General features: G+C 66.4%; 17 protein-coding genes. 3 read left to right on the forward strand and 14 right to left on the reverse strand.

Translation table 11 applies throughout. The features are described 5' to 3' along the window. Window positions 1-44 precede the first annotated feature (44 nt). The 7 genes from purB to ald form a co-directional block, all read right to left on the reverse strand. The gene (purB, locus tag KCTC_RS07605; protein WP_125568270.1) at window positions 45-1,463 is read right to left on the reverse strand and encodes an adenylosuccinate lyase; all 1,419 of its coding nucleotides are present in this window, start codon (window positions 1,461-1,463) and stop codon (window positions 45-47) included. Window positions 1,464-1,481: 18 nt separating this feature from the next. Further along, the gene (locus tag KCTC_RS07610) at window positions 1,482-2,201 is read right to left on the reverse strand and encodes an ABC transporter ATP-binding protein (protein WP_125568272.1); all 720 of its coding nucleotides are present in this window, start codon (window positions 2,199-2,201) and stop codon (window positions 1,482-1,484) included. Next, a complete protein-coding gene (locus KCTC_RS07615; RefSeq protein ID WP_125568274.1) occupies window positions 2,191-2,973 on the reverse strand; it encodes an ABC transporter ATP-binding protein in 783 nt (260 codons plus the stop codon). Before KCTC_RS07615 ends, KCTC_RS07610 begins: the two co-directional genes overlap by 11 nt. Further along, window positions 2,966-4,105, reverse strand: coding sequence for a branched-chain amino acid ABC transporter permease (locus KCTC_RS07620; protein WP_125568276.1), 1,140 nt, complete (start codon window positions 4,103-4,105; stop codon window positions 2,966-2,968). Before KCTC_RS07620 ends, KCTC_RS07615 begins: the two co-directional genes overlap by 8 nt. Next, window positions 4,102-5,088, reverse strand: a complete 987-nt coding sequence (locus KCTC_RS07625; RefSeq protein WP_125568279.1) for a branched-chain amino acid ABC transporter permease — start codon at window positions 5,086-5,088, stop codon at window positions 4,102-4,104. Before KCTC_RS07625 ends, KCTC_RS07620 begins: the two co-directional genes overlap by 4 nt. A gap of 72 nt (window positions 5,089-5,160) precedes the next feature. Then, on the reverse strand, window positions 5,161-6,291 hold the full coding sequence (locus tag KCTC_RS07630; RefSeq protein ID WP_125568281.1) for a branched-chain amino acid ABC transporter substrate-binding protein: 1,131 nt from the start codon (window positions 6,289-6,291) through the stop codon (window positions 5,161-5,163). 151 nt (window positions 6,292-6,442) lie between these two features. After that, window positions 6,443-7,558 (reverse strand): alanine dehydrogenase, encoded by a 1,116-nt coding sequence (gene ald, locus KCTC_RS07635; RefSeq protein WP_125570066.1) that lies wholly within the window; start codon window positions 7,556-7,558, stop codon window positions 6,443-6,445. 67 nt (window positions 7,559-7,625) lie between these two features. Between ald and KCTC_RS07640 the strand changes: the two genes are divergently transcribed. Next, window positions 7,626-8,138, forward strand: coding sequence for an Lrp/AsnC family transcriptional regulator (locus tag KCTC_RS07640; protein WP_125568283.1), 513 nt, complete (start codon window positions 7,626-7,628; stop codon window positions 8,136-8,138). On the opposite strand, the gene purD is transcribed toward KCTC_RS07640, so the two are convergent. The 5 genes from purD to lysS all read right to left on the reverse strand — a co-directional run bounded on the left by purD (window position 8,135) and on the right by lysS (window position 14,043). Next, a complete protein-coding gene (gene purD, locus KCTC_RS07645) occupies window positions 8,135-9,424 on the reverse strand; it encodes a phosphoribosylamine--glycine ligase (RefSeq protein WP_125570067.1) in 1,290 nt (429 codons plus the stop codon). The two genes, KCTC_RS07640 and purD, sit on opposite strands and share 4 nt — an antisense overlap. 29 nt (window positions 9,425-9,453) lie before the next feature. Continuing rightward, window positions 9,454-10,293: an alpha/beta hydrolase gene (locus tag KCTC_RS07650; protein WP_125568284.1), complete on the reverse strand. Its 840-nt coding sequence runs from the start codon at window positions 10,291-10,293 to the stop codon at window positions 9,454-9,456. Continuing rightward, a complete protein-coding gene (locus tag KCTC_RS07655; RefSeq protein ID WP_125568286.1) occupies window positions 10,290-10,922 on the reverse strand; it encodes a hypothetical protein in 633 nt (210 codons plus the stop codon). The genes KCTC_RS07650 and KCTC_RS07655 overlap by 4 nt, the downstream gene beginning before the upstream one ends. Window positions 10,923-10,988: 66 nt before the next feature. After that, window positions 10,989-12,311 carry an adenylosuccinate synthase gene (locus tag KCTC_RS07660; RefSeq protein ID WP_125568288.1) on the reverse strand — a complete coding sequence of 441 codons (1,323 nt, stop codon included), beginning with the start codon at window positions 12,309-12,311 and terminating at the stop codon, window positions 10,989-10,991. A gap of 199 nt (window positions 12,312-12,510) precedes the next feature. After that, window positions 12,511-14,043 (reverse strand): lysine--tRNA ligase, encoded by a 1,533-nt coding sequence (gene lysS / locus KCTC_RS07665; protein ID WP_269461413.1) that lies wholly within the window; start codon window positions 14,041-14,043, stop codon window positions 12,511-12,513. A gap of 65 nt (window positions 14,044-14,108) precedes the next feature. Between lysS and KCTC_RS07670 the strand changes: the two genes are divergently transcribed. Beyond that, window positions 14,109-15,590, forward strand: coding sequence for an MFS transporter (locus KCTC_RS07670; protein WP_197715157.1), 1,482 nt, complete (start codon window positions 14,109-14,111; stop codon window positions 15,588-15,590). Window positions 15,591-15,649: 59 nt separating this feature from the next. On the opposite strand, the gene KCTC_RS07675 is transcribed toward KCTC_RS07670, so the two are convergent. After that, on the reverse strand, window positions 15,650-17,494 hold the full coding sequence (locus KCTC_RS07675; protein ID WP_164512526.1) for a S53 family peptidase: 1,845 nt from the start codon (window positions 17,492-17,494) through the stop codon (window positions 15,650-15,652). 202 nt (window positions 17,495-17,696) lie between these two features. Between KCTC_RS07675 and KCTC_RS07680 the strand changes: the two genes are divergently transcribed. Continuing rightward, the gene (locus KCTC_RS07680; protein WP_125568292.1) at window positions 17,697-18,548 is read left to right on the forward strand and encodes a hypothetical protein; all 852 of its coding nucleotides are present in this window, start codon (window positions 17,697-17,699) and stop codon (window positions 18,546-18,548) included. A 64-nt stretch (window positions 18,549-18,612) separates the two neighbouring features. On the opposite strand, the gene fbaA is transcribed toward KCTC_RS07680, so the two are convergent. Continuing rightward, window positions 18,613-19,635, reverse strand: a complete 1,023-nt coding sequence (gene fbaA, locus KCTC_RS07685) for a class II fructose-bisphosphate aldolase (protein ID WP_125568294.1) — start codon at window positions 19,633-19,635, stop codon at window positions 18,613-18,615. Window positions 19,636-19,713 lie beyond the last annotated feature (78 nt).

Consider the following 19,713-nt stretch of genomic DNA (forward strand, 5'->3'; position numbering starts at 1 on the left):
GGCCACACGCACCAGTGAAGAGGCTCGCTGAGGCGCGTTTGTGACTAGAGGATTCCGCCGGGGGCGTAAGCGGCTGCGTCGGCATACCTCGCGACGATCGCGTCGACCTTCGCGACCACCGTCTGCACCTGGGCGACAGCGGCACCGGTGAACTCAATCGGCGCTGCCACCAGCGACGCGAGCTGCTCACTGGTCAGACCGAGCCGCTCATCGGCGGCGAGCTTCGCGAACACATCGTTCTCCGGCTGGCCCTTGCGCATGGCCAGCGCTGTGCCGACGGCTGCCTCCTTGATCGCCTCGTGGGCGTACTCGCGCCCGACACCGTTGCGAACCGCGGCCATCAGCACCTTGGTGGTGGCGAGGTACGGCAGGTAACGGTCCAACTCTCGCTGGATGACCGCCGGGAACGCCCCGAACTCATCGAGCACGGTCAGGAACGTCTCGAACAGCCCGTCGATCGCGAAGAACGCGTCCGGCAGGGCGACGCGGCGTACGACGGAATCGGAGACATCGCCCTCGTTCCACTGGTCGCCGGCGAGCTCGCCGATCATCGACAGGTGGCCGCGCAGGATCACCGACAGGCCGTTCACGCGCTCACAGGAGCGGCTGTTCATCTTGTGCGGCATCGCCGACGAGCCGACCTGGCCCTCCTTGAAGCCCTCGGTGACCAGCTCGTTGCCGGCCATCAGGCGGATGGTGGTCGCCAGGTTGGACGGCGCCGCAGCGAGCTGGACCAGCGCGCTGACCACGTCGAAGTCCAGCGAACGCGGGTAGACCTGACCGACCGACGTGAAGACGTGGTCGAAGCCGAGGTGCCTCGCGACCGCGGTCTCGAGCTGGGCCAACTTGGCCGCGTCGCCGTCGAGCAGGTCGAGCATGTCCTGGGCCGTGCCCATCGGACCCTTGATGCCGCGCAACGGGTAGCGCGCGATGAGTTCCTCGACCCGCTGGAAGGCAACCATCAACTCGTCGGCGACCGTGGCGAACCGCTTGCCGAGGGTGGTCGACTGGGCGGCGACGTTGTGGGAGCGGCCCGCCATCACGGTGGTCTCGTGCTCGGCGGCGAGGCGGCCGAGGCGCGCAAGGACTGCTACGGCGCGGTCACGTACGAGTGTGAGGCTCGACAGGATCTGCAACTGCTCGACGTTCTCGGTGAGGTCGCGCGAGGTCATACCCTTGTGGATGTGCTCGTGGCCCGCGAGGTCGGAGAACTCCTCGATCCGCGCCTTCACGTCATGGCGGGTGATCCGCTCACGAGCGGCGATCGAGCCGAGGTCGACGGTGTCGATGACCTTCTCGTACGCCTCGATGACGCCGTCCGGGACGTCAATGCCGAGCTCACGCTGCGCCTTGAGGACAGCGATCCACAGCTGCCGTTCGAGCACGATCTTGTGCTCCGGCGACCAGATGGCCGCCAGTTCCTTCGAGGCGTAGCGAGCGGCGAGGACATTCGGGACGGTCACAGGAGGATTCTCCCAGACTTAGATATCGCCGCCCAAGTACGCGGCTTTCACCGCAGGATCGGCCGACAGGTCCTTCCCGGTCCCCGACTTCACGATCTCCCCGGTCTCGAGCACATACGCCTGGTGCGCGCGCTTGAGCGCCTGCGCGGCGTTCTGCTCGACCATCAGCACCGTGGTGCCCTGCTGGTTGATCTCGGTGACGATCGAGAAGATCTGCTGGATGAGTTTGGGGGCGAGCCCCATCGACGGCTCATCGAGCAGGAGCAATTTCGGCCGAGCCATCAGGGCGCGACCCATCGCGACCATCTGCTGCTCACCGCCGGACATCGAACCGGCCGCCTGCTTCTCGCGCTCGCGGAGCCGTGGGAAGAGGTCGAAGACCCGGTCGAGGTCGGACCGATATTCGGCTGATTTGCGGTCCTTGCGCGCAAATCCACCCATGTCGAGGTTCTCGCGCACGGTCATCCCGGGGAAACAGCCGCGCCCCTCAGGCGACTGCGAAAGCCCGAGAGAAACGCGCTGGTGTGCCGGCGTCTTGGTGATGTCCTTGCCGTCGAGCAAGATTCGACCGGCTCGTACGGGCCGCAAGCCCGAGAGGGTCTTCAGAGTGGTGGTCTTCCCCGCTCCGTTCGCACCGATGAGAGCCACGACGGTGCCTTGTTCGACGCCGAACGAGACATCACGCAGCGCCTCGATGTGGCCGTAGTTCACTGACAGCCCGGACACCTCAAGAAGCATCGTCGTCCTCCTCCACACCGAGGTACGCAGCGATGACTGCGGGGTTGTCGCGGATCTCCGCCGGCGTACCCTCAGCGATCTTCTTCCCGAACTCCAGCACCACGATCCGGTCGCACACGCCCATGACGAGACGCATGTCGTGCTCGATGACAAGGACCGTGTAGCCGTCGTCGCGAACCTTCCTGATGAGCTGCATGAGCTTCTGCTTCTCGGCCGGGTTGAAGCCTGCAGCCGGCTCGTCCAGACAGAGCAACTTCGGGCCGGTTGCCATCGCGCGCGCGATCTCCAACCGCCGCTGGTCACCGTAGGGAAGGTTGGCTGCCAACTCGTCCTCAAGAGCAGCGACACCGACAAAGTCGAGCAGTTCGCGGGCACGCTCGCGCGACGCGCCTTCGGTCGACCTGAATCGTTTGGTACGCAAGAGCGCGTCCCAGACTCCGACCTTGCTGTGCACGTCGGTGCCGACCATGACGTTCTCCAGAGCCGTCATCGACTTGAAGAGCCGGATGTTCTGGAATGTGCGTGCGAGGCCAAGCTTGGTGATCTGATGCCGTTTGAGCTTGTTCAGCTTCGTACCGTCAAAACGGACTTCACCCGACGTCGCCTCGTAGACCCCGGTCATCACGTTGAAGCACGTGGTCTTGCCGGCACCGTTGGGACCGATCAAGCCCAAGATCTCGCCGGGGACGATGTCGAACGACACGCTGTCGAGCGCAACCAGACCTCCGAACTTGATCGTGACATCGTCGACTTCCAGCAATGCGTCAGGCATCAGCCACCTCCTCAGCCTTGAGTAGCGCTTGAACCGCTTGGGTTCGACGAGTCCGCCGTGGCGGGAACAGGCCTTGTGGCCGCCAGATCGCGAGCGCCATCAATGCAAGACCGAAGAACAGCACCCGCCAGTCAGAGAAGCCGACGAACCGCAATGGCAGGTACGCAACGACGACGCCGCCAGCGATAGCCCCCCAACGGTTTCCCGAGCCGCCGAGAACGACAGCTGCCACAAACAACTCGGACAGGATGATCTGGAACGTCGAAGGATCGATGAAACTCTGCCGGGTGGCAAACATCGCGCCTGACAGCCCGCCGATGGCCGCGCCCATGGAGAACGCGAGCAACTTGAACTTGAAGGTCGGGACGCCCATCAGTTCCGCGGCGTCCTCGTCCTCCCGGGTTGCCTCCCACGCCCGGCCGACCCGGCTGTTCTTGATCAGGATGTCGGCGATCAGGACGACGATCAGAGCAGTCAGCACGAGCCAGTAGAACGGGATCGCGTCCAGTACTCCGAACGTCAGCACCCTGGTCTGCTTGCCGGTATCGATCAGCGGCTGGCCGTTGACCCAGGCGAGGTGTGGAATCTGGAACAGGCCGTTGCTCAACGTGTCGCCGTGGTTCGCCGGGATGCTCGGTGGCGCCGGGATGTTCTTGATACCGGCCGAGCCACCAAGCCACTGTGTGTTGGTGATGACCAGTCGGATGATCTCGCCGAACCCCAGCGTGACGATCGCCAGATAGTCGCCGCGTACGCGCAGCGTCGGAGCACCGAGGATCACTCCGGACAGCATCGTCACCGCGATCGCGACCGGTAGTGCGAGGAAGAACGGCCAGTGCCAGTGGTTCGCCGTGAGCACGCCGGTCGTGTACGCCCCGCAGGCGTAGAAGCCGACGTAGCCGAGGTCCAGCAGCCCGGCGTACCCGATCACGATGTTGAGCCCGAGCGCCACCAACGCGTAGGAAGCGCAGGTGAAGAGGACGCCGCCGAAATCGCTGTCAGGGGTGGTGATGAACGGAATATTCAACAACGGCAGCGCGTACGCGAGGAGCACCGCGAGCGCGATGATCGGAGTCCTGGCGCTCTTCGGAAGCGGACGGCCCGGGCGACGGGTCGGCAGTGCGATCTTCATGCGCGTGCCTTCCCGAGCGACTCACCGAGCAGTCCGGACGGCCGGAACAGCAAGATCACGATGAGAAGGACGAACGCGACGACGTCCTTCCACTGGCTGCCGATGAGGGCCGATCCCCAGTTCTCCGCCACTCCGAGGATCAGGCCGCCGAGAAGTGCTCCCCGCAGGTTGCCAATGCCCCCCATGACCGCGGCGGTGAACGCCTTGACGCCGAGCAGGAAGCCCGAGTTCTGCCGGGTGACTCCGTACTTGACCATGTAGAGCGTTGCAGCGACACCGGCCATGATGCCGCCGATGACGAATGTCCACTGGATGACCCGAGTGGAGTTGACTCCCATGAGCGCCGCGGTCTCCGGGTCCTGGGCCACCGCGCGCATGCTGCGCCCGATTCGCGTACGCCTCACGAACACGTCAAGCGCGAGCATCATCACCAAGGCGGCGGCGAGGATCAACAGGTCGATGTTCGTGACCTGATAGTCACCGATCGTGAAGAGTGGTCTCGGGTTCGGTAGTTGTAGCGCGTAGATGTCGCGGGCATTGGCGACATACGGGGCGAGCGCGTCACCCAGGCCGACAGCGTTGGCGATCTTGTCGCGCAAACCCATCAACTCCGACAGCGCGAACGATGCGCCGATGGCTGAAATGAGGGCCACGAGTTTCGGCGCCTTGTTCTTGATCAAGGGGCGGTACGCGACGCGCTCCAGTACGAGGGCGACTCCCGCGGACATCGCGGCGGCCGCCAAGGCGCCGACGATCACCATCCCGATCAGGGCCCATGCCCCGGTCTGCGGACTCGCGCCGAACGCGACCAGTACCCAGGCGAAGGCAAAGGTGCCGAACATGAAGACTTCGGAGTGAGCGAAGTTGATCAGTTGCAGCACGCCGTACACGAGTGTGTAGCCCAGGGCGACCAGGGCGTAGACCGAGCCGAGCACCAGGCCGGTGATCGTCAGTTCGAAGAAGGAATGGATGAGGGTATGCACGCAGGCTCTCCGTCATGTGGCCGCGGCCGGGAAGGTGATTGCCTTCCCGGCCGCGGTCTTGTGGTGGTTCTTTTACTCGATCGGCTTGCCGGGCTGGATCACGCCACCCTTGACGACGTACGCGTAGATCGTCTGCGTGGTGACCTCGCCGGTCGAGGTGAACTTGATCTGCTTCGTCACGCCCGGCTTGTCGTAGCTGTTCACGAAGGCGAGAACGTCGGCGCGGGTGGTCTTGCCGGCGGCGATCGCATCCAGGAACACGTTCGTGGCGTCGTAGGCCTCAGCGGAGTAGAGGCCCGGCTCCTTGCCACCGTTCGCAGCCTTGTAGGCGGCCGTGAAGTCGGCCGTCGCGGGTGCCGCAGCCGCAGTCAAGATGGCGCCCTCTGCCGCAGCCTTGCCCGCGACGTCGATGAACTTCGGGTCCTCGGAGCCGTCACCGGACTCGAACTTGCCGGTCCAGCCGGCCTGACGCAGCTGCTTGGCGATGAGTCCGGCCTCCTGGTAGTAGCCGCCGACGAAGACCGCGTCCGCACCCGAACTCTTCACCTTCGTCACCGTGGCTGCGAAGTCGGTCTGCTTCTGCTGGATGCTGTCGGTGCCAGCCACGGACGAACCGAGGGCCTTCTTGACCGCAGTGGCCAAGCCGGTGCCGTAGTCCTCCGAGTCATCGATGACGAAAACCTTCTTGGCGCCGGCAGCGGTGAGGTACTTCGCCGCAGCCGGTCCCTGAGCGTCATCGTTGGCGAGTACGCGGTGGAAGGTCTTCCAGCCGTTCGTGGTCAGCTTCACGTTGGTGGCCGACGGCGACACAGTCGCAAGCCCCGCCTGTGAGAAGGAACCTCCGGTTGCCGCCGACTCCTTGGAGAAGCCGGGACCGACAACACCGATGACGTTGGCGTCATCGATCAGGGTCTTTGCCAACGGAGTCGCCTGCGCTGCGTCACCCTGCGAGTCCTCAGACATCACGCTGACCTTGCAGTCGGAGTGTGCGGCGTTGTACTTCGCGAGCGCGGTGTTGATCCCGCCGAGCATGTTCTGACCAAGAGCACCCGCGTCGCCGGTCAGGGCACCCAGATAGCCGATCTTGACGCTGCATGCGCCTCCACCGGTGCTCGAGTTGGTGGTGCCGCAGGCGGTCAGCGCCAGGGCCGCGGTCGCTCCGACGGCTGCGAAGACCGCGCCGCTCCGGGAGATGCGAGACATGAGAATCCTCCAAAGTTGTGAACTGCGTCACGGCGCGCAGTTCCCTGACCGGGAACGTACTCCTGTGCGGCCGCTGAGGCGAGCACCCCTGACAAGTGGATACATAACCTTTACCTGAAAAGGTCGTTAGCAACCGCCCGGGGCGACGGTGTTAACCGAGGACGGACTCCGGGTCGGTGGAGTCCAATCCGAGGGCAGTGCCGACGGGCAGATTCGTCAGCAGTCCGGCGTGCGTGTTGAGGCCGCGGGCCAGCGCCGAATCGTTCCGCAGTGCCGCTTCCCAGCCGCGGTCGGCGATCGCCGTCACATACGGCAACGTCACATTCGTGAGGGCGTACGTACTGGTGTTCGGCACGGCCCCCGGCATGTTCGTCACGCAGTAGAAGACACTGTCGTGGACCCGGAACGTGGGGTCGGCGTGGGTGGTCGGGCGCGAGTCCTCGAAGCAACCACCCTGATCGATGGCGATGTCGACCAGCACGCTGCCGGGCAGCATCCGTCGGACGAGGTCGTTGCTCACCAGTCGCGGGGCCTTCGCCCCCGCCACCAGGACGGCACCGATGACCAGATCGGCGCTCAGACACTGCTCCTCGATGGCGTACGGGCTGGACGCGATCGTCTGGATCCGGCTGCCGAAGATCTGTTCGGCGCGGTGCAGTGCGGGGACCGAGACATCCAGGACGGCGACGTCGGCGCCCATGCCGGTTGCGATCCTGGCCGCGTTGAGACCGGATACGCCGGCGCCGAGGATGACGACCTTGCCCTGCTTCACGCCGGGCACGCCTCCAAGGAGTACGCCGCGCCCGCCGTTGGCGCGTTGCAGAGTCGCTGCGCCCACCTGAGGTGCCAACCGGCCCGCGACCTCGGACATCGGCGCCAGCAAGGGCAGCGAACGGTCGGCCAGCTCCACGGTCTCGTACGCCAGCGCGGTCACCTGGTTGGCGAGCAACTCCTTCGTGAGGTGCTCATCAGCCGCGAGGTGCAGGTAGGTGAAGAGGACGAGGCCGGGGCGGAGGCGGGAGTACTCCTCGGCGATCGGTTCCTTGACCTTGAGGACGAGCTCGGCCTCTGCCCAGACCTTGTCCGGATCCGGCTCGATCTGCGCACCGGCGGCACGGAAGTCGTCGTCGGAGATGCTCGACCCGATCCCGGCTCCGGCCTGGACCGTGACCGTGTGACCTCGAGACACCAGCGCATGGACACCGGCCGGCGTGATCGCGACGCGATACTCGTGGTTCTTCAGTTCCTTGGGCACACCGATCCTCATGCCCTCATGGTTGATGTTCTTCGTCACATTGGCCAGATGGTCAGCGATCATTTTGTAGAATGACCTCATGGTCACTGTTTCTTCGGTCCAAGGATTCGCAGTCGGCGACCAGCCGAAGGATCTTCGGCTCGATCTCGATGAGATCGACATCCGACTGCTCCGCCAGTTGGCCGAACACGCGCGTACGCCCAACAACGCCCTCGCCGATGCCGCCGGTGTCGCGCCCTCGACCGCCCACGCGCGGCTGCGGGCGCTTCAGGACAACGGGGTCATCCGCGGCTTCCACGCGGACATCGATCCGGCCCGCGTCGGGCGCTCACTCCAGGCGATGATCTGCGTCCGGATGCAGGGGCACGCGCGCGCGAAACTGTCGGCGTACCTCCGCGGTTTCGCGAAGCTGCCCGGCGTACTCAACGTCTATCTGCTCGGCGGGGCCCACGACTTCTTCATCCACGTCGCAGTGCCGGACACCGAAGCCCTCAACGACTTCGTGATCGAGCATCTGTCAGCCAACCCGGACGTGGCCCTGACGGAGACCAACCTGATCTTCCAGCACGGGCACGCGCCGGCATTCCACTAGAGGACTGACGCACCTTCGACGACACCCAGCGGCTCGGCCGCGATGTCGCTACGGCGCTGCATGCCGCGGAACGAGATCAGGTCAGCGGCCGCGTACGCACGGGTCCGCGCGTCCTCGACGTCGTAGCCGCGAGCCCGGACGGCGAGTACGCGACCGCCTGCCGTCACCAAGTGCTTGTGGTCCGGGTCGTTCTCCTCGGGGGCAGCGATGATCGCGGTACCCGCGTGGATGACGTCGACGTCGTTGACCCCGTTGGCGTTGCCGACGCCCCTGATCACGTCACCCTTGGAGGACGACTCCGGGTAGCCCTCCGAGGCCAGCACGACGGTCACGGCCGCATCAGCGCTGAACATCGGCGCCGCGACGGTCTCGAGACGTCCCTCGGCAGCTGCTAGCAGCAACTCCCCCAGAGAGGACTCGAGGACAGCGAGCACCGGCTGGATGTCCGGGTCGCCGAAGCGGCAGTTGAACTCGATGACCCGCGGGCCCTTGGCGGTCAGCGCAAGGCCGACGTAGAGGCACCCGACGAACGGGGTCCCGCGCTTGTTCATCTCGGCGAGGGTGGGGCGTACGACCTGCGCCAGCACGACCTCGGCAAGGTCGGGCTGCGCCCAGCTGAGCGGCGTGTACGAACCCATGCCGCCGGTGTTCGGGCCACGGCCGCCGTCGAAGATGCGCTTGAAGTCCTGTGCCGGTTGGAGTGCGTACGCACGCTCGCCGTCGCAGATCGCGAACAGCGAGACCTCGGGGCCGTCGAGGAATTCCTCGATGACAACCCGCCCGCAGGACGCAGCGTGGGCGAGCGCCTCGTCGCGATCACGGGTGACCACGACGCCCTTGCCGGCGGCCAATGCGTCGTCCTTCACCACGTACGGAGCCCCGAACTCGTCGAGGGCGGCGGCGGCTTCCTCCGGCGTGGTGGCGACGCGCGAGCCGGCAGTCGGCACGCCCGCAGCGGCCATGACCTCCTTGGAGAACACCTTCGAACCCTCGAGCTGCGCCCCGGCCTTCGACGGTCCGAAGACTGCGATGCCGGCCGCGCGTACGGCATCGGCGACGCCCGCCACCAGCGGAGCCTCGGGCCCGATCACGACCAGATCGGCGCCGAGCTGCCGGGCCAGCGCGGCGACAGCGGCGCCATCCATCGGGTCGACGTCGTGAAGTGTCGCAACGGCCTTGATCCCCGGGTTGCCCGGCGCGGCGTGCACCTCCGCGCCTTCGTCGGAAGCCAACTTGAGAGCCAGTGCGTGCTCGCGGCCGCCGGTACCGATCACCAGAGTCTTCAAACCCACAGTCTTCACGGGGGTCAAGCCTCTCAGAGACCGTGCTTCGCGAGGAACTCGATGGACCGCTCGGCCAGGTCCGCCCAGTTGTGGTCGACCACGAAGGAGTGCCCGGCACCGAGGATCTCGACGAGTTCGGTCGGGTGCGGGTTCTTCTTCTGGCGCTTGTACGCGGCCTCCACGATCGCGTACGGGGTCACGGTGTCGTTCTCGCCCGCGACCATCAACAACGGGCCGCGGTCGGGCTGCCGGGTGTCGACCGCGGTCACCGAACGCGGGGTCAGGTTGGCCGTGCCGACCTCGAAGAGAGGCTTCGCCGGCGCCGGTACGCACTCCTGATAAAGCTCGCGAGCCTCGGCCTCATCGAGCGTGGTCGCGAAGATGTACTTGTGCTGGTCCTCGCTCAGCATCACCGTCCGGTTGATGTTGCGCGGGTCGCCGAGGATCGGCAGCAGGGCCTTCAGGACGCTCGCTGGCAGCGTCCAGACGCCCTTCATCTGGGCCGGGCCGATGGCGATCGTGGCTGCCGCAACACCGGCGCCCGCGACGATCTCGACCACGAGGCCACCCATCGAGTGGCCGATCAGGATCGGCTTGCGCTCCAGGAGCGCGACGACCTCGCGTACGTGCACGGCGACCGTCGCGGCCGAGATCCCGGCCAGGCTCCCGCCGCCCTCACGAGCCGACTCGACCGTGACCGGGTCACCCGGCCAGTCGACCGCCACCACGGCGTACCCGCGGTCCTCGAGGAACGCCTGCCAGTTGCGCCAACTCGATGCGAGACACCACAGTCCGTGCACGAGCACGATCGGCCGACGGCCGGAGGTGTTCGCGGCGGTGATCTGGTTGAACTCGCGGGCGGTGACGCTCATGCGCGCATGGTGTCAGACCGCGACGTGCTGCGTCTGCCCCTCATCCCGGCGAACAACACCAACGCGGCCACAGCCATTTGGACAAGGACCCCCACAGCAGCAGAGCGGTCGAGGGTGTAGCCGGTGAGCGGGCCGCTCCGTGGGACCGCAAAGTGCCACATCGGTTCGATGAACCCGAGCACGGCCACACCGACCAGCAGGAGACGACCGCGGCCGCGGCGCTCCAGCAACGAATACGACGTCGCCATCCCGACGCCCACGACCACACTGATAGTGATCCAGCCGTCAGGACGCAGGACGTTCAGCCGGAGGTAGTTGTCGATCGCGGCCCGCAGCACCTCGCTATGGGAGGCGGACCGGGGCAGCCCCAACTGATCGGCAGTCGCCGACAGCAGCCGGAAGACGTTGTAGAACCCGAGGACCATCGATGCCATCGCGGTCGGCGCAAGCAGGAGGCGCGTCCACCAGCGCCGAGCGAGCACACACCCGAGTCCACCGGCGAGCAGGTACGGCCAGGACCAGTTGCCATTCCAGAAGTGCGCGGTGTCCGGCACTCCAGGAATGCTTGCGGCGGCCCATCCGAACAGGAACGCAACGGGGATCAGACCAATGGCAGCTGCACGCCTCACAGGTTCACTCTGCCACGACTCGCTGCACGAATTGGGTCACCGGAGCGACCAGATCCGTGTAGCCAATCAGCCAGATCCGACGAGTGAGTGGATGACCACCGTCTCGTCGCGGGCCGGGCCGACCCCGACGACCGAGATCCGCGCACCCGAGATCGACTCGAGGTACGCGATGTAGTCCTGGGCGTTCTTCGGCAGATCGCTCAGGGTGCGGCAGCCGGAGATGTCCTCGGTCCAGCCGGGGAGGTATTCGTAGATCGGCTTCGCGTGGTGGAAGTCGGTCTGGCTCGACGGCATCTCGTCGTGGCGTACACCGTTGACGTCGTAGGCCACGCAGACCGGGATCTGCTCCAGGCCGGTGAGCACGTCGAGCTTGGTGAGCACGAAGTCCGTGACCCCGTTGATCCGCGCGGCGTACCGGCTGATCACCGCGTCGTACCAACCGCAGCGACGCGGGCGCCCGGTGGTGGTGCCGAACTCGAAGCCCGTCTGGCGCAGGAACTCGCCGGGACCCGGGTCCTGAGCCGTGTCGAAGAGTTCGGTCGGGAACGGACCCTCGCCAACGCGAGTCGTGTACGCCTTGACGATGCCGACGATGGTGGTGAGGCGCCTCGGCGGAATCCCGGACCCGGTGCAGGCGCCGCCCGCGGTCGCGCTGGACGAGGTCACGAACGGGTACGTGCCGTGGTCGATGTCGAGCAGGGTCGCCTGGCCGGCCTCGAGCAGCACCATCTTGTCGTCGTTGAGCGCCTCGTGCAGCAGCAGTGAGGTGTCGCAGACGTACGGCGCGAGGCGCTCGTTGTACTGCGTCAGGTCCGCGACGATCGCATCGACGGTGAAGCCGCGACGGTTGTAGATCTTGGTGAGGATCTGGTTCTTGAACTCCAGAGCGGCCTCGACCTTGGCGCGCAGGATCTTCTCGTCGAAGAGGTCCTGGACGCGGATCCCGATCCGGTTCATCTTGTCGGCGTACGTCGGGCCGATGCCGCGGCCGGTGGTGCCGATCTTGCGGGACCCGAGGAACCGCTCGTGCACCTTGTCGAGGTTGCGGTTGTAGTCGGGGATGACGTGGGCGTTGGAGCTCAGCTTGAGGAGGCTCGTGTCGACGCCGCGCGCCTCCAGCCCGTCGATCTCGTGGAACAGCACACCGAGGTCGACGACGACCCCGTTGCCGATCACCGGGACGACGCCCGGCGTCAGGATGCCGCTCGGCAGCAGGTGCAGCGCGTACTTCTCGCTGGTGCCGTCGGCCTGCTTGATGACCACGGTGTGCCCGGCGTTGTTGCCGCCGTTGAACTTCACGACGTAGTCGGTGTGCTCACCGAGCAGGTCGGTCGCCTTGCCCTTGCCTTCGTCGCCCCACTGGGCGCCGATGATCGCGATTGCTGGCATGTTCTACCTCCAGTCGGCGGAGCCGACTCCACGTTAGGCGGAGTCCCTCTGGCGGTAGTTCTTCACATGCCAGCTGCTCGACGCGGTCCTGCTGTTGAAACAACCCTGTTTGAAATGCCGAAAGCCCCGGCAAGACCGGGGCTCTTGCGACAGGAGACTACCCCGACCGCCCGGACGTTGTCACACGCTTGCGCGCAGATCAGGCCTCCGGCTTGAGCAGCGGGAAGAGGATCGTCTCCCGGATGCCGGCTCCGGTGAAGAGCATGACCATCCGGTCGAGGCCGAGTCCGAGGCCGCCCATCGGCGGCGCTCCGTACTCCAGTGCACGCAGGAAGTCCTCGTCGAGTTGCATGGCCTCCGGGTCGCCGCCGGCTGCGAGCAGCGACTGCTGGGTCAGGACCTCGCGCTGGACGACCGGGTCGACGAGTTCGGTGAAGGCCGTACCCCGCTCGACGCCGCCGATGATCAGGTCCCAGGCGAGCACCTTGCGCGGGTCCTCGGAGTTGAGGCGCGCCAGCGGCTGCGCGATGGCAGGGAAGTCGCAGAGGAACGTCGGCTGGATCAGGTACGGCTCGACGAGCTCGCCGCAGAGCTCCATGACGACCTTGCCGGCCGACCACTTGGGGTCGATCTCGACCTCGTGCTTGGCCGCGAGAGCGACCAGGTCCTCCAGCGAGGTGTCGGGAGTGACCGTCACGCCAACGGCTTCGGACACGCCCTCGTACACCGGGAGCCAACGCCAGTCACCGTCGAGATCAATCGTGATCGTCTCCGGCTCGCCGGCCTCGTCGGTCGCACCCGTCGGGACCTCGATCTGCCGGGAGCCGATCGCGTCGGCGGCGTTGAGGTAGAGGGTCCGCATGATCTCCGCCATGGAGAACTGGTCGCCGTAGGACTCGTACGCCTCGAGCATCGTGAACTCGGGGCTGTGGGTGGAGTCGACGCCCTCGTTGCGGAAGATCCGGCCGATCTCGAAGACCTTGTCGACACCGCCGACGACGGCCTTCTTGAGGTTGAGCTCGAGCGCGATCCGCAGCGTCATCGGCTGGTCGAACGCGTTGAGATGGGTCTTGAACGGGCGCGCATGCGCACCGCCGTGGATGAGCTGCAGCACCGGCGTCTCGATCTCGAGATAGCCCGCGTCCTCGAGCGTGTGCCGGACAGTGCGAGTGATCAACGACCTCATACGAACGATGTCGCGTGCCTCCTGGCGGACGATGAGGTCGGCGTACCGCTGACGGACGCGGAACTCCTCGGAGGTCTCCTTGTGGAACACCGGCAGCGGCCGCAGTGCCTTCGACGCCATCTCCCACGACGTCGCCATGATCGACAGCTCACCGCGACGCGACTGGATCACCCGTCCGGTGACGAACACGTGGTCACCGAGGTCGACCGATGCCTTCCAGTCCTCGAGCGACTCCTCGCCGACCTCGGCCAGCGACAGCATCACCTGCAGGCGGATACCGATGCCCTCCTGGATGGTGGCGAAGCAGAGCTTGCCGGTGTTGCGTACGAAGATCACCCGACCGGCGATGCCGACCACGTCCTGCGTCTCCTCGCCGGCCTCGAGGTGGGCGTACGCCTCGCGGATCTGCTCAAGGGTGTGTGTGCGCTTCACGCCGGCCGGGTACGCCTCGCGACCCGCGTCGAGGAGGCGCTGCCGCTTCGCTCGGCGCACCAGCATCTGCTCGTTGAGATCCAGCTCGGGCAGCTCGGGGGTCGTGTCGCTCACCCGCCCAGATTAGTGAGTGTGCACGGGGTGGACTAACTGTCGGCGGTTGGGTGTTGACTCCTCTTGTGACCCAGACGACCGCGGCTCAGGCCCCCTCCACCGAGAAGGACCCGTGGCCAGCGCTGTTCGCGCTCGTCGTCGGCTTCTTCATGATCATGGTCGACACGACCATCACCGCGGTGGCAACGCCCGCGATCATCAAGGACCTCAACGCGAGCGTCACGTCCGTGGTCTGGGTGACCAGCGCCTACCTGCTGGCGTACGCAGTCCCCGTGCTGATCACCGGTCGACTCGGTGACCGGTACGGCCCGAAGAACCTCTACATCATCGGTCTGACGGTCTTCACGGCCGCGTCGCTGTGGTGCGGTCTGACCACGACCGTCGGCGCGCTGATCGTCGCTCGGGTGGTGCAGGGCCTCGGTGCCTCGATGATCACCCCGCAGACGATGGCGATCATCACCCGCATCTTCCCGGCCGAACGGCGGGGCAAGGCGACCGCACTGTGGGGCGCGACCGCGGGTGTCGCCCTGGTCGTCGGCCCGCTGCTCGGCGGCATCCTGGTCGACTGGCAGGGCTGGCAGTGGATCTTCTACGTCAACATCCCGGTCGGCGTCATCGCTCTGGCGATGGCCGTACGCCTGCTGCCGAAGTTGGACAACCGCAGCCATCACTTCGACTGGTTGGGCGTCGTCCTCAGCGGTATCGCGATGTTCGGCATCGTGTTCGGCATCCAGGAGGGCCACGACTATCACTGGGGCAAGGTCACCGGCTTCATCTCGGTGCCGCTCTTCATCATCGGCGGCCTTCTCTTCGGTGCGGTGTTCGTGCTGTGGCAGGCGCGTGGTGCAGCCGAGCCGCTGGTGCCGCTCTCGCTCTTCCGCGAGCGGAACTTCAGCCTCTCCAATGTCGGCATCATGGCGATCAGCTTCTCGTTCACCGCGATGGGCTTCCCGCTGATGATCTGGGCGCAGGTCGTACGCGGCCTCAGCCCGACCCACGCGGCGATGATGATGCTCCCGCTCGCGATCATGTCGATCGTGCTCGCGCCGAAGGTCGGCCAGTTGACCGACCGCATCCATCCGAGCCTGATCGTCGGCACCGGCTTCGCGGGCGTGATCCTCGGCTTCGTCAGCCTGTCACTGCTGATGAACCCGCACCGCAGCCTCTTCATCCTCGCGATCCCGATGGCGATCATGGGCGCCGGCTCGGCCGGTGTCTGGGCGCCGCTGACGGCGACGGCGACCCGAGGTCTGCCGATGTCGCTCGCCGGTGCGGGCGCGGGCGTCTACAACGCGGCCCGTCAGATCGGAGCCGTCCTCGGCTCGGCGGCGATCGCAGTGCTCATGGACTCTCGGCTCGCAGCCCACGGTCTCGACCAGGATCTGAGCAAACTCCAGCAATTGAAGCCGACCCCGGCCCAACTCGAGGCGTTCCACCAGCACTTCAGCGACTCGATGGCCCAGTCATTGTTGTTGCCGCCGGCGATCCTCGTGCTCGGCCTCGCTGCGGTCCTGTTCTACCGGAAGCTGCCGACTCCGACCGCCTGAGTCGTACGCATTGCAGAAGGGGCTCCGCTTGTCGGCGGAGCCCCTTCGCGTTGTTCGACTTATTGGACCCAACCCGAGCGGGGACTACCCCAGCCCGTCTCGGAGTCCCAACCGGCCCCGACCTTGAGTGAGGTCGTGGCGCCGTTGAAGGTGCGGATCGAGTAGAGGTAGCCACCCGACGGATCCAGCCCGTTCGCGTAGTCGACCCGGATGTTGCCCGCGTCCATTCCAGCACCGGTCACGTCGGTGAAGCCGGAGTGATCGGTGTAGATCAGGTTGTTGAGCAGACCGAGCCCGTGTCCGGACGACTGAATCTTCAGAGCCGTCATGCCGGCAAACAACGGCGACGCCAAGCTGGTGCCACCGATCCGGTAGGTGTCGTAGTAGCCCCCGTCCGGGAACGCCTGCGTCTGACCGACGAGCATGCCCGTCGTCGGGTCGGCATCCATCGAGATGTCCGGGACAGCGCGGCCGCCGTTCGGGCTCACGATGCCGGCGGCCGTCTGATAGGCCGGCTCAGGGATGTTGGACGAGTAGCCGCCGCCACCGCCGTACTGGAACGGCGCGACCAGGCTCCACGCCCCGTTCACGAGTGAGTACTTCGATGTCTGCCAACCGGTCTCACCGGTGATGCCCGCCGAGGTGATCTGGGTCGAGGTGCCACCGACAGCGGTGACGTACGGGTCGGACGCCGGATAGTCGGTCTGCGGCGTACCGAGGTTGGTGGACTCGTCGCCGCTGTCGCCGGAGGAGAACGTGTAACTGATGCCTTCGGCGGCGGCTTGGAGGAACGTCGCCTCGTACGCCTGGAACAGGCTCGGCTTCACGACGTCACCGACGCCGCCCCACGAGTTCGAGACGATCGTCGCGATGCCCTCGTCGTTGACCCGCGCGAGGGCGGCCAACAGGTCGGGGTCACTGCAACTCTTGCCTCCGTAGTAGCGGACGTTCGCATCAGGTGCCATCGCGTGTGCCGCCTCGACGTCGAGGGTTTCCTCTCCGTACCAACCGTTCGCGGTGCACCCGTGCTTGCCGCTGCCCACGTGGGTGTAGCTGGCTGGCAGGTTCTGGCTGAACTGACCTCGCCTGAACGCCTTGTCGCCCGTCGAGATCGCATATTGATTCGCATCAGCGAGGATCGTCGGGGAGGCGTACGCGTCCACGATCGCGACTGTGACACCTCGGCCGGTGAGCCCGTGGACACCGGCCTCGTACGCCGTACGCAACTGCTTCCCGGTGTAACCACAGACCGCGAACGGAAGTGTGGTGCCGTTGTACTTCGGGAGGGCGGTGCCGTCGGGGCCAGTCGCCGACGAACTGTCGCCGTACGCCGCCGAGCACGGCTTCCCGTTGCGGAAGCCGGCCGGAGGAGGTGACGGCTTCGTGGTTGCCGGAGCGTTCACCTCGGGCGTGGTGTCGACTCCGCTGATGGAGAGCACCGCGGACGCGAGCCCGCCGGGAACACTGAGGGGGCCGGTCGGGGCCTGGACGGTGATGTCGTCGTGGGTGAAGGTCCCGATGCTGGCGCCGAAGGCCTGCTGCGCGGCGGCGACGGTGCCGGAGATCTCGACGTAGCGAGCTTGGGCCTCAGTCCCGGTGACCTTGAACCCGGCGCTCGTCAGCCACTGCTTGACCGCAGCGATCGTGGCGGGCGACGCGTCGAACTGCGCGTGGTACTGCGCCGGCGTCAGATACCGCCCGTAGTTCGCCGATCCCGGTGTGGAGACCGACTGGGCGAAGGACTGGAGCGCCGAGAAGCCGCCGTTCGGCGCGAGGTAGACCCGGGCGTTCACAGCAGCGTTGGCGGCGGGGGTGCCAACCCGGTGGGCATGGGCCAACCAGCCCGGCGAGGAGCCGGGGAGCTGGTGTGGACCGGGAGCGGCCTGGCTGGGTGTGGCGGCCATGAAACCGAGTCCAAGAGTTGTTGCTGCGAGCAGCGAGCACGTTGTGACATGTCTACGCATCGAGATTCCCTCCGAGTGTGGGTGTGGCTGTGCGCGGTGGCGCACCGTTCCTCAACGTAGACCTCGTTGGACGCCCAAGTAACCCCCCGGATCGGACACCCAGGTGGATGACAACGGCCTCCGCCGTACCCACAATGCGAGCATGGAACCTGCCACCGCCCCGCGCCGAGCTGTCGTCGTTCTGGTCGCCGCTGTCGCCCTCGCCGCCACCGCCGTCAGCGCAGACGCGTTGAGTACGCCCCGCACCACCCCGAAGGGGTGGGTGGGCATCAACCCCTGCCGCGTGGCCGACACCAGGACAGCGGGCGGGGTGTTCTCCGGCATCAAGATGTTCTCGATGAGCGACGGCACCGGCCAGGGCGGTGCGTCCGGCTGCGGTGTCCCGACCGGAGCCTCGGCTGTCACCGTCAACGTGACCGTGACCGGCACGACCGGCGGAGGGTACGTGGCCGCCTATCCGGGCGGTACGCCCTGGCCCGGCAACTCGACCGTCAACTTCAGTGGCGCAGGAGTGACCGTGGCGAATGGTGCGACGGTCCTCATGGGGTCCGGGGCGAAGGTCGCGATCAAGGCGTCGACCGCAACCAACGTCCTCATCGATGTCACCGGCTACTACGTGGACGCGCCGGCTCCAAAGGTCTCGGAACAGGTGAACGCCGTGGACATTCCCCGCGGCAACGCCGGCGTGATCGCCACGACCACCACGACCGCGCCAGGCTCGTACGTGGTCACGGCGTCGGTCCAGGGCTCGAGCACGGCAGCAGCCCTGAACTGCACGCTGTTCGACCAGTTCGGCAGTACGCAGTACGGGGCCTTCGGCGTACCCGCGGCGGCGTTGTCCGTGCCCGGCTCGGGAACGATGGTGACCGTCGTGACCGTGGCAACCACCGCCACCTGGCAGGTCTCCTGCACCGACACCGGAACGGCCACCCAGCAGAACCCGTCCGATCACGTGTCCGGAACCGTCATCGCCCAGCAGGTCACCACGCAATGACGTACGGCATCTGACGCACGAAGAGCCCTGCCGGAGTGGCAGGGCTCTTCGGGTCAGGCTGGATTCAGCCGATGGTCTGACCGGCGCTGAGCAAGTTCTGGGCTCCCTCGACGACGCGAGCTGCCATGCCCGCCTCGGCCGCCTTGCCGTACGCGCGCGGGTCGTAGGCCTTCTTGTCGCCGACCTCGCCGTCGACCTTCAGGACGCCGTCGTAGTTGTTGAACATGTGCGCGGCGACCGGACGCGTGAAGGCGTACTGGGTGTCGGTGTCGATGTTCATCTTCACCACCCCGTACGAGACTGCGGCGGCGATCTCCTCGGGGGTCGAGCCGGAGCCGCCGTGGAAGACCAGCGAGAGCGGCTTGTCCCCAGCGGCCGAGCCGTACTTGGCGACGATCGCAGCCTGAGCGTCCTTGAGGATCTCCGGGCGGAGCTTGACGTTGCCCGGCTTGTAGACGCCGTGCACGTTGCCGAAGGTGAGGGCGGTCAGGTAGCCCTCGAGGCCGAGCGCCTCGACAGTCGCGAGCGCGTCCTCAGGGGTCGTGTAGAGCTTCTCGTCGATGGCTCCGACGATGCCGTCCTCCTCGCCACCGACGACGCCGACCTCGATCTCGAGGACCACGTTCGCGGCCTTCGACTTCGTGAGCAGGTCCTCGGCGATCCGCAGGTTCTCGTCCAGCGGCACGGCCGAGCCGTCCCACATGTGCGACTGGAAGTACGGCAGACCGCCCTGCGACACCCGCTCGGCCGAGGCAGCGAGCAGCGGACGTACGAAGCCGTCGAGCTTGTCCTTGGGGCAGTGGTCGGTGTGCAGCGCGATGTTGACCGAGTAGCTCTTCGCGACCTCGGCGGCGTACGCGGCGAACGCGAGCGAGCCGGTGACCATGTCCTTGATTGTCGGACCAGACAGATACTCGGCGCCCCCGGTGGAGATCTGGATGATGCCGTCGGACCCGGCTGCCTGGAAGCCCGCCAGCGCAGCGTTCAGGGTCTGCGAGGAGGAGACGTTGATCGCCGGGAACGCAAAGCCCTTGGCCTTCGCGGTGGCCAGCATCTCGGCGTACTTCTCGGGGGTTGCGATGGGCATGCGAGGAGCTCCTGGACTGAATACCTGGGTGCGTCAGCGACGCACCGGCGGGTGGAGGCTCGTACGAGGCCTCCCGGA

This window comes from Nocardioides baekrokdamisoli (assembly GCF_003945325.1).
GTDB classification, from domain to species: domain Bacteria; phylum Actinomycetota; class Actinomycetes; order Propionibacteriales; family Nocardioidaceae; genus Nocardioides; species Nocardioides baekrokdamisoli.

What these genes read in the sequence shown, in the direction of transcription:
- KCTC_RS07610 (WP_125568272.1), bottom strand. Translation starts at nt 2,201, where the DNA reads ATGCTTCTTGAGGTGTCCGGGCTGTCAGTGAACTACGGCCACATCGAG.
- KCTC_RS07615 (WP_125568274.1), bottom strand. Translation starts at nt 2,973, where the DNA reads ATGCCTGACGCATTGCTGGAAGTCGACGATGTCACGATCAAGTTCGGA.
- KCTC_RS07620 (WP_125568276.1), bottom strand. Translation starts at nt 4,105, where the DNA reads ATGAAGATCGCACTGCCGACCCGTCGCCCGGGCCGTCCGCTTCCGAAG.
- KCTC_RS07630 (WP_125568281.1), bottom strand. Translation starts at nt 6,291, where the DNA reads ATGTCTCGCATCTCCCGGAGCGGCGCGGTCTTCGCAGCCGTCGGAGCG.
- ald (WP_125570066.1), bottom strand. Translation starts at nt 7,558, where the DNA reads ATGAGGATCGGTGTGCCCAAGGAACTGAAGAACCACGAGTATCGCGTC.
- KCTC_RS07640 (WP_125568283.1), top strand. Translation starts at nt 7,626, where the DNA reads ATGGTCACTGTTTCTTCGGTCCAAGGATTCGCAGTCGGCGACCAGCCG.
- KCTC_RS07650 (WP_125568284.1), bottom strand. Translation starts at nt 10,293, where the DNA reads ATGAGCGTCACCGCCCGCGAGTTCAACCAGATCACCGCCGCGAACACC.
- KCTC_RS07660 (WP_125568288.1), bottom strand. Translation starts at nt 12,311, where the DNA reads ATGCCAGCAATCGCGATCATCGGCGCCCAGTGGGGCGACGAAGGCAAG.
- KCTC_RS07675 (WP_164512526.1), bottom strand. Translation starts at nt 17,494, where the DNA reads ATGGCCGCCACACCCAGCCAGGCCGCTCCCGGTCCACACCAGCTCCCC.
- KCTC_RS07680 (WP_125568292.1), top strand. Translation starts at nt 17,697, where the DNA reads ATGGAACCTGCCACCGCCCCGCGCCGAGCTGTCGTCGTTCTGGTCGCC.
- fbaA (WP_125568294.1), bottom strand. Translation starts at nt 19,635, where the DNA reads ATGCCCATCGCAACCCCCGAGAAGTACGCCGAGATGCTGGCCACCGCG.